8 protein-coding genes are annotated in these 8,767 nt (G+C 68.9%); 3 read left to right on the top strand and 5 right to left on the bottom strand.

All coding sequences use genetic code 11. The features are described from left to right. Positions 1-283, top strand: a 283-nt coding sequence (locus EFK10_RS00750) for a helix-turn-helix domain-containing protein (protein WP_127353857.1), incomplete at its 5' end; no start/stop codon positions are given. A 79-nt stretch (positions 284-362) separates the two neighbouring features. Here the strand turns inward: EFK10_RS00750 and EFK10_RS46865 are convergent. The 3 genes from EFK10_RS46865 to EFK10_RS00760 all read right to left on the bottom strand — a co-directional run bounded on the left by EFK10_RS46865 (position 363) and on the right by EFK10_RS00760 (position 5,077). Beyond that, complete coding sequence (locus tag EFK10_RS46865; RefSeq protein ID WP_164835748.1) at positions 363-533, bottom strand: hypothetical protein; 171 nt, start codon at positions 531-533, stop codon at positions 363-365. Between the two features lie 9 nt (positions 534-542). Further along, positions 543-836 carry a hypothetical protein gene (locus EFK10_RS00755; protein ID WP_127353858.1) on the bottom strand — a complete coding sequence of 98 codons (294 nt, stop codon included), beginning with the start codon at positions 834-836 and terminating at the stop codon, positions 543-545. A 110-nt stretch (positions 837-946) separates the two neighbouring features. Further along, positions 947-5,077, bottom strand: a complete 4,131-nt coding sequence (locus EFK10_RS00760; RefSeq protein WP_127353859.1) for a carboxypeptidase regulatory-like domain-containing protein — start codon at positions 5,075-5,077, stop codon at positions 947-949. Positions 5,078-5,641: 564 nt separating this feature from the next. Between EFK10_RS00760 and EFK10_RS00765 the strand changes: the two genes are divergently transcribed. Continuing rightward, positions 5,642-6,253, top strand: coding sequence for a TetR/AcrR family transcriptional regulator (locus EFK10_RS00765; RefSeq protein WP_127353860.1), 612 nt, complete (start codon positions 5,642-5,644; stop codon positions 6,251-6,253). Positions 6,254-6,480: 227 nt separating this feature from the next. Here EFK10_RS00765 and EFK10_RS00770 read toward each other — a convergent pair whose 3' ends face one another. Next, positions 6,481-7,050, bottom strand: coding sequence for a TetR family transcriptional regulator (locus EFK10_RS00770; protein ID WP_127353861.1), 570 nt, complete (start codon positions 7,048-7,050; stop codon positions 6,481-6,483). Between the two features lie 89 nt (positions 7,051-7,139). On the opposite strand from EFK10_RS00770, the gene EFK10_RS00775 reads away from it, so the two are divergent. Continuing rightward, positions 7,140-8,057 carry an SDR family oxidoreductase gene (locus EFK10_RS00775; protein WP_127353862.1) on the top strand — a complete coding sequence of 306 codons (918 nt, stop codon included), beginning with the start codon at positions 7,140-7,142 and terminating at the stop codon, positions 8,055-8,057. Between the two features lie 386 nt (positions 8,058-8,443). Here EFK10_RS00775 and EFK10_RS00780 read toward each other — a convergent pair. Further along, positions 8,444-8,767, bottom strand: a 324-nt coding sequence (locus EFK10_RS00780) for a hypothetical protein (RefSeq protein ID WP_206305253.1), incomplete at its 5' end; no start/stop codon positions are given.

An 8,767-nucleotide genomic window follows, 5' to 3' on the forward strand; every position in this document is an offset into this window, starting at 1 on the left:
AGCGGCTCAAGCCGAGCCCACTGGCCGCTCGTCATATCTCCACGCCCCACAGCGCTTGATCATCCACGACCTTGATCGACTTTCGCAACACGCCCTAGCCCGTCGGGCGGGCGTGACCCAACCCGGGATCTCGCGCATAGAACTGGGCGGCACTACCCCCGCACTGCCGCTGCTGTCGCGGCTGACTCGGGCGATGGAATCCGATCTGGATATCCACCTCGCCCCTGAGCGTGGCGAGATCGTCGTCCGCTTCACGCCGCGCCGTACGCAGGAAGCGGCCTGAACGAGCTGCAGCATCTGGCACGGATCTGGCACGAACGCTCGAAGAGGCGGATCGTCGCGGCCCGGCACCTGTTGCGTTGTCAGGCCCGGCCGACGTGCGCGGGTTCGGGCCGGTCGGGGGGCAGCACCAGGTCGATGGTCTGCTCGGTGATGGTGTCCAGTGACATGTCGTACGAGCGCGCGACCTGCTGCGCTCGCGCGACGGCCTTGCGTACGCCCGCGGTGTTTTCGGCGGCCCATTCGATGGTCATCCAGTCCCGCTACAGCACCTCGGCGGTCTCATCGATGTCCAGGCCGCGCAAAGCGGCGTGCCGGGCGGCGTCCAGGTCCGGGCTGTCGCCGTCGGTGTGCCAGGCGGCGAGTGTGTGGGCGACGTCGACGATGCGGGAGAGCATCTTCTGCTGGACGGAGTCCGCCCAGGGGCAGTCCTGGCCGTCGAACGGCTTGCCCCGCACCAGGCCGAGCGCGTTCTCCAGGTCAGGAATGCCGCCGCCGGGGCCGGCGGCCAGCCCCCGGGTGGCCAGGTGCTGGAAGACCTCCCAGTCCGAGCGCACCCCGGTGTGGAATTCCTACCTGCGGATTCGGGTCAGAGCGCCCCGGCGCGGTGGCCGGGGCGCTCTGTGGGGGTGCAGGTGCGGGGCTGGGGCCGGCACCCGCACCGGGATCAGCTACAGGTGTGGTCGGGTTTGAGGGTGAAGTCGGCCGTGGTCGTCTTCAGTTTGGCGATCTTGACCGATCTGGTCTGTGGCGCCCATCCTTCCTTGGCCGCGATCAGTGTGAGCGGGTTGTTCCGGGTGTCGAGCCAGAGCATGTACTGGCCGTTCTTGTCGGTTTTGAGGCTGTAGCTCGCTGCCGAGGTGTCGATCTGCACCGTCGCGCCTGTCAGCGGGCCGGGGGCTGCGGTGCAGCCGGCTCCGGTCACCGTTCCGGTGATCTTGCCCCAGGTCTTGGGCGGGTTCACCGTGAACGTCACCGGGATCGGTGCCACCGTGTACGGGGTCTTCGCGCTGATGGTGAGCTGCGCGGTGTAGGTTCCCGGCTGGGTGATCCCGGCGTTCGCGTTGAGTGTCGCCGTGATCGTGGCGCTGTCTCCGGGCTGGATCGTCACCTGGGTGTTGTCCTCCGACAGCCAGGTGACGTCGTTCGTGGCGCTGCACTGGTCGTAGCCGGGCAGCATCTCCGAGCTCTTCGACGGAGCGGAGGTGCCGGTCGCACCTCCGATCTTGTAGAAAGCGCAGGCGGAGCCGCCGCGGTAGAGGGTGTTGTTGGAGTTGGGCAGCGCCGTCCAGGCGTCGGAACGCGGGTTGTAGGCGAATCCCTGGTTGGTGATCGTGCTGAATCCGTTGGTCACGCCGCCGGAGACGAGCAGCTGGCCGTTGGCGGCCGAATAGCCCATCGCCCACAGATCGATCGGCAGGTCGGCGACGGGGCTCCAGCTGTCCGAGGACGGATCGTAGGCGTAGGTGTGCTTGGACGTGGCCGTGGTCGTCGAGCCGCCGGCGCAGTACACCTGGCCGTCGATGCCGCCGCAGCCGAGCCAAGAGGTGGGCTGCGGGTAGTCATGCGCCGAGCTCCAGGAGTTCGACACCGGGTCGTACACCTGCACGTCGGGAGTACCGGTGCACGTGGTGACGCAGCCGCCCACCAGGTAGATCTTGCCGTTGAGAACACTCACCCCGGCGCCGGCGTACGACCTGGGGTTGCTCGCCCCGGTCGACCAGGTGCCGGACGACGGGTCGTAGATCTCCGTCGTGGCCACCGGAGCCCCGTTGGAACCCCAGCCGCCGAAGACGTACAGCTGACCGTCGACGGCCGCCACCTGCGGAGCCTCACGTGCGGTGTTCATGTCGGCGATGGCGCTCCATGCCTGGGTGGCCGGGTCGTAGACGTAGGCCTTGGCGCTGATGGCCGCACCGGCGACGCCGCCGACCGAGTAGACCTTGCCGCCGATGGTCGCGACGCCGTTGTCCATGATCGCCGTGGGGTAGTCGGCCACCGTGGTCCATGGCGGTGCGTACGGTGTCGTGGCGGGCTGGGCGGCGGTGGTCGTCGCCGTCTTGCCCGGCTGGAACGGTTCGGGTGAGTAGTCTCCCTTCAGTTTCTGCAGTGGTGCGCCCTGCGTGGCCGGCTGGTAGGTGTCCGGCCGCTCGCCGATCCTGGCGGTCACCGGGGTGGTCCCGGTGTTCTTGACCGTCACGGTCTGGCTGGTCTGGCCCTGCCAGTTGACCGTCTTGCTGACCGAGCCTGGGGTCACCTCGATCCGGGGTGCGGGGAGGGAGAAGGCACCTTCTGTTGCTGTGTCCGCCGCGACGTCGACGGCGGCGTCCTGGGAGGTGTAGTTGCCCGCGGTGGCGGTGAAGGTGTGGCTTCCGGTGATCGAGGAGTACAGCCAGTAGAAGCCGTCGCCCAGGTTCGGGTCGTTCGGCGTCGCCGCCGAGGTCGTTTTCTCCGCGGGCTGGTCAGCCGAGGTGACTGTGGCGCCGTTGACGGCGGCTCCGGTGTTCTTGTCGAGCACCTGGCCGACGACCAGGCCGCCCGGCGTCGGGTCGCAGGTACGGTTGCCGAAGTAGACGTCGTCGACCTGCCACCATCCGCCGAAGCTGCCGGTGAAGTGGAACCGTACCTGGACGGCGCTCTTGCCGGCCGCCTGGGACAGGTCCACGACCTGGGTGTTCGTTCGGACGCTGTCATAGGTGTGGTGCCAGACGGTGTTCCACGTCTGGCCGCCGTCGACGCTGAGATCCACGTCGCCGACCTGGTTCAACTGACCCAAGTAGTCATTGCGGAAGGACGCGATCGGGTGGGCCCGCGTGCTGAAGTCCATGACCGGGCTGATCAGCGAGCTGTTCTGGCTGTTCCTGTAGCCGTACTTGTAACTGTCGATGATGGCGAAGCCACCCGAGCCGCCCGTCAGATTTCCACGGTTGCCGGGGTCGTTGAAGGCCCAGGTCTGGCCGTTGCCGATCTTGTCGTCGACGGTCCAGCCGGCGGGTGCGGTGGTGCCGTCGAACGTCTGGGTGTCGCCGGTGTACTTGTAGGCGTAGCCGGCCGCGCTGCAGGTCTGGTCGACGGAGGCGTTGACGTCGTGGGTCACGTCCGCCGAGCCGACCTGCACGTCGGCGGAGTCCTGCGTGTAGCCGGGGTAGAGCGCGTCGGTCTGCAGGGTGTAGGTGTCCCCGGCGGGCAGGCGCAGGCTGTAGCGCCCTGTCTTGGGGTCGGTGTAGGCGACCGCGGTCGGTTCGCCCTTGACCTGCACGGTCGCATACAGCGGCCAGCCGTGGCCGGAGCCGTCCCGGACGGTACCGGTGACGTTGACAGCCGGCTTCGCGGTGAGCGCGAGGTTCTCGGTCACCGTCTGGCCGTCAGCGATCGCGACGCCGGAGACGGTGTTGGAGTCGTACCCGAACTTGGACGCGGTGACGTCGTAGGTCCCGGGGGCCACGTTCAGGCTGTAGTGTCCCTGGCCGTCCGTCGTGGTGGTGCCGTCACCGATGCTGACCTTGGCCTGCGCCAGTGGGTTGGTGCCGTCGGTGACGGTGCCGGTCACGATCCCGTGCGGCCCGGAACGGAATGCTGCAACACCGTTCGGGGTGCCCAGACCGGTGGGTCCGTCGTAACCGGGCCCGGCCGTGCACAGGTATGAGGAATTGCAGCTGCCGTTGCTGCCCGAGGTGACGTCGTTGAGGTTGCCGGTGTTCTGGTAGGGCAGGGAGTTGGGCTGCGAGCCGGTCGCGGGGGTGCCGCCGAGGGCGTAGACCGACGCGATGACCGGCGAAGACACGCTGGTACCGCCGTAGACGTGCCAGCCGTTGTAGTAAACCGCGACGCCGGTGTTGGGGTCGGCGACCGCGGACACGTCGGCGTTCGCACGGCGGGCGCAGCCGGAGTCGGTCTGGAACGACGGCTTGGTCTCATAGCCCGAGCAGCCACTGCCGGCGCCGCTCCAGGCGGCCTCGGCCCAGCCGCGGGTGGTGGAGGTGTCCTTCACCAGCGAGGTGCCGCCGACCGCGGTGACGTACGGCGAGGCCGACGGGTAGCTGACCCCGTAGCCGGAGTCACCCGTGCTGGCGGTGACCACGACGCCTGGGTGGTTGAAGTAGGCGTCGTCGTACTGCGTCTCGTCGGAGCCCTCGGCGCCGCCGTAACTGTTGGAGACGAACTTGGCGCCCTGGGCGACGGCCTGGTTCACGGCCGCGCCGAGGTTATTCATATAACTGTCGTCGGACTCGACCAGCAGGATGTTGCAGCTGGGGCATATCGCGCTGACCGCATCGAGGTCCAGGGAGATCTCCCCGGACCAGCCGGAGTCCGCCGGCGGGTAGGTGGTGCCGCCGCGTTGGTCGATCTTCTTGAAGCAGCCGTTGGCGGTCGTGCACGCCGGCAGGCCGTACTGCTGCCGGTAGACGGCCAGGTCGCTCTCGGCGGTCGGGTCGTCGTAGGCGTCCACGAGCGCGACGGTCTGGCCGGCCCCGCCGGAGGGCAGGTTGTAGGCGCTTTGCAGGTCGGCCGGGCCGAACCCGGCGGGGGTGGCGTTCGGCTGCACGCCCTTCGGACCGCTGACGTCGTCCCGCTCCACCGACAGGCAGGACATCTCGCCGGCCTTGGAGGGCTTGGCGCAGACCTGGTGCGTCGGATGCTGGCCGAGCGAGGTCGGGCTGGTGGCGTGCGTCTGCGGGACCAGTGGTTTGGGGGTGTTGTCTGCGGCGTAGGAGGCGGCGGGCACGGCGATCACTGTGGCCACCGCGAGCGCCAGCGCCACCAGCGGGGCGGTCAGCCGAGCGGCACTGGTGGCCATGACTGCGAGAAGGACGGTACTGAGCCGCCTCCGCGGTCTATGGGCACGATTCATTGGGCACAACCTCCTGAAGATCGAGCCGACGCACGCAGAGCAAGCGGGGCCGCCCGAGTGATGTCTTTCGCAAGGCCAGTAGCCGCGCCGTCAGGCCATTAGCAGGCCGTGGCCATCAGGCCATTCGGAGGCGGCGGGCGTGACCGACGAGGAAGTAGCCGCGCCACCAGCCCGTCCGCCGGTGGGTAGCTGACGGGGCGTGACCGACGAGGTGGCTGCCTGGGCGGCGCCGGCGCCGGCGAGCGCCAAGGGGGGCTGCGATCGCGGCGACGGCCAGTCGGCGGACCCCGGGGTGTCTTGGCGAACTTCATGGGTGTCCTTCCACGGATGTTCAGGGTGGTCGGTGGACGTATGGGGCCAGCCGTGTGGTGTGCCGGTTTCCCGGTGGTGCCTGGCCCGCGGTGACTACGCCACCGGGTGAGATGATCGAGGATGAGGTTACGTCCAGTCAGCGGGCTGACCTGGCAACGCAGGTATACACCAGCAACTAAACGCGCGTAAAGTGAAAGTATGCGAACGCCGACAGCGCCCCGCCCGAAGCGTCAACCCACTGCAGGCGCCAAGCTGACGCGGGAACGCCTCATCGAGGCAGCCTTCGCCGTGCTCGACGAACAGAACACCATCGAGGCAGTGAGCTTGCGGGCCGTGGCACGCGCCGCGGGCGTGACGGCACCGGCGCTGTACGGCCACTTCACCGACGTGACCGAGTTGCATGCCGCCATGCGTGACCGCACGTTCCAGGATCTGATCGAACAGACCGACGCAGTGGCCGAAGCCGCGGCGAACTCCCTGGAACGACTTCTCGCCCGTTGTCAGGCCTATGTCGCTCTCGGCATCAAATGGCCAGCCAGGCGCCGACTGATGTTCACACCGCTGGAGGGAGCATCCAGACGCGCCGGCTATGACGCGCTCGACGCTCTGGTGGTCGCACTCGAAGCCTGTGTAGCAGAGGGATTCTCGACAAGTACGGATCCTCGTGCCGACGCAGCCAACCTCCTGGCGGCCCTCCACGGTGTGTCCCTAACGAGGATCAGCATGACCGAGTTCCCGTGGCCGCCCCTCGGCCAGAGCGTCACGACCGTCACGCGCCGGCTGGCATGCATCGACACCATGATCCGATGAACGCTCAGACATCGGCAGCCTGGTGGGCGTTCGCGGTGTCGTGCCGTCATGGGTCTCACGGGCCCAGCGATGCCGAGCTACTGCACTGCTCGCAGGGCCCTATGCTCCACAGCGAGCAGGTCCTCCGCGGCCGTCGGCCGGGAAGGGGCAGGCCCGTTCGGGGCGGAGGGGGTGACCGGTCGGAGCGGGCCGGGTGACCTGGACGGGCCGACCCGGGGCGGCAACGGTCATGGGCCTGCTGTGATCGTCCTGAGGTCCGTCATCGTTTCCTTGATCAGTTCCGTGAGGCTCCTGGTGTTCTCGTGGGCGACCCAGAGCGCGAAGGAGATCCTGAATACTGTGAGGCCCGTTTCGGCGGCCAGGCTTGCCGCGGGGTCGCCGACCCCGCGCTCGCGCAGGGTGCGGGCCAGCGCGGTGGCGATGGATGCCATCTTGGATCGCTCACGTTCCTGCAGTTCGGGGTTGGCGTCGATGACGGTCTGCCGTTGCCGGGCGATGGCCAGGCGGTCGGCGAACACCTCGGTCGCCGCCTGCTCGAGCGCCGCGATGATCGCGTCGAGCGGCCCGGCGGACGCGGGCGACTCGGCGACCGACCGAGTGAGGAAGCCCTCCAGGAAGTGGCCGCCGTCGAAGAGGACTTCCCGCTTGTCGGTGAAGTAGCGGTAGAAGGTCCGCTCGTTCAGCCCGGCGCGCGCCGCGATCTCCGCCACCGTGGTGCTGTCGTAGCCGCGCTCGCTGAACAGTGCGAGCGCCGCCGCCTCGAGGCGTTCGCGCGATCCCGGTTGCCAGCGTCCCATGCGCACATTCTATGTGATGGCAGACTCTGACATCACCCTGCTACAGTGATGTCATAACCTGACATCATCGGTTGTGAAGGGAAGATCCCATGCGTGTTTTCGTCACCGGAGCATCCGGGCACCTGGGTTCGGCGGTCGTTCCCGAACTCCTCGCGGCCGGCCACCAGGTCGTCGGCCTCGCCCGCTCGGACGTGTCGGCCGCCGCGCTTGCCAAGGCGGGTGCCGACGTACGGCGCGGCGACCTGGACGACCTCGACGGCCTCCGGGAAGCCGCCGCCGAGGCGGACGCGGTCGTCCACCTGGCCTTCAAGCACGACCTCATGCTGGCCGGCGACATGGCGACCGCCGCCGAGGCCGACCTCAAGGCGATCGACGCGTTCGCGGACGCGCTGACCTGCACCGGCAAGCCCCTGGTCGGTACGTCCGGCACGCTGCTGCTCGCCCTGGCGGCGCTCGGGCGGACGGGCACCGAAGCCGACACGGTTGCCGGGGGCTACCGCATCGACGCGGAGAACAAGGTCGTCGGTCTCGCGGAGCGAGGGATCCGGTCCTCGGTCATCCGGCTCACGCCCACCGTGCACAGTTCGCTCGACGGGTCCGGGGGGTTCGTCCCTGCCCTGATCGGCATCGCCCGGCAGAAGGGCGTCGCCGGATACGTCGGCGACGGGTCCAACCGCTGGCCGGCGGTGCACACCCTCGACGCGGCTCGCCTGTACCGGCTCGCCCTGGAGTCGGCGCCGGCCGGCACCCGGCTGCACGCCGTCGACGACGAAGGCGTCCCCTTCCGCCGGATCGCCGAGACGATCGGCCGGCACCTGAACGTGCCGACGGTCGGCGTCGAGCCCGACCAGGCGGCGGACCACTTCGGATTCCTCGCGGATCTCGTCCAGTTGGACAATCCCGTCTCGTCCGACCAGACCCGCGCGCTGCTGAACTGGAAGCCGACGCACCCGGGTCTGATCGACGACCTCGACGCGGGGCACTACTTCGCCACGACCGCCGCGTAACCCGTACCTGGCGATTACCGGCGCCTTTCGGGTCCGAGGCGCCGGGAGCGCGGACCTCCGCCGAGGCCCGCGCGGGCCGTACGAGGGCGGGTGCAGCCCACGAAGTCCACGACGGGCGGGACGACTTCACGTTACGGGGACAGCGTGCCAGGTGCGACGCCCGGTGTGCCGATGCTGTCCTCGGCCTGCGCGTGTTCGTGCGCCAGGAATCGGTGTTCCTGGGCGCGCCCGACACCTACCAAGCGCGCCCGGTCGAGTGACACCAGATGCGCCGCACCAGCTTCGGCGGTTCTCTCCCCCCCACAGCCGGAGCGCCGGGGGCCCGCGCCAACCCAACACGGCAGCGGAGCCCCGGTGTTGTAGCCGGAAATCCGTGATGCCCGGGGTTAGGTGGTGCGGGGCGCGATGACGGTGACCGCGATGTTGTCGGTGCCGTTGCGGCGGGCGCGGGCGGCTGCGATCAGGGCGCGGGTCATGTGGCGCGGGCGCAGGTCGGCGGTGAGGATGCGCGCGATGTCCTGGGCGGTCAGCACCTTCGGCACTTTGTCGGTGCAGAGCATCACCCCCTCGACCGGGCCGACGACGCGCGCGGAGTCGATGGGCTGGTCGCGCAGCACGCTGCGGGTCATGATGTGGTCGTAGCTGTCGGCGATCTTCGCCCAGTAGGGGTCGTTCCAGCCCCTCATCTTCTGGCCTTCGGTGTGGTCGTC

This window comes from Streptomyces soli (assembly GCF_003999195.1).
Lineage (GTDB): Bacteria > Actinomycetota > Actinomycetes > Streptomycetales > Streptomycetaceae > Actinacidiphila > Actinacidiphila soli.

Coding starts and splice junctions, on each gene's coding strand:
- EFK10_RS00775 (WP_127353862.1), top strand. CDS start 7,140: ATGCGTGTTTTCGTCACCGGAGCATCCGGGCACCTGGGTTCGGCGGTC.
- EFK10_RS00765 (WP_127353860.1), top strand. CDS start 5,642: ATGCGAACGCCGACAGCGCCCCGCCCGAAGCGTCAACCCACTGCAGGC.
- EFK10_RS46865 (WP_164835748.1), bottom strand. CDS start 533: ATGACCATCGAATGGGCCGCCGAAAACACCGCGGGCGTACGCAAGGCC.
- EFK10_RS00760 (WP_127353859.1), bottom strand. CDS start 5,077: ATGGCCACCAGTGCCGCTCGGCTGACCGCCCCGCTGGTGGCGCTGGCG.
- EFK10_RS00770 (WP_127353861.1), bottom strand. CDS start 7,050: ATGGGACGCTGGCAACCGGGATCGCGCGAACGCCTCGAGGCGGCGGCG.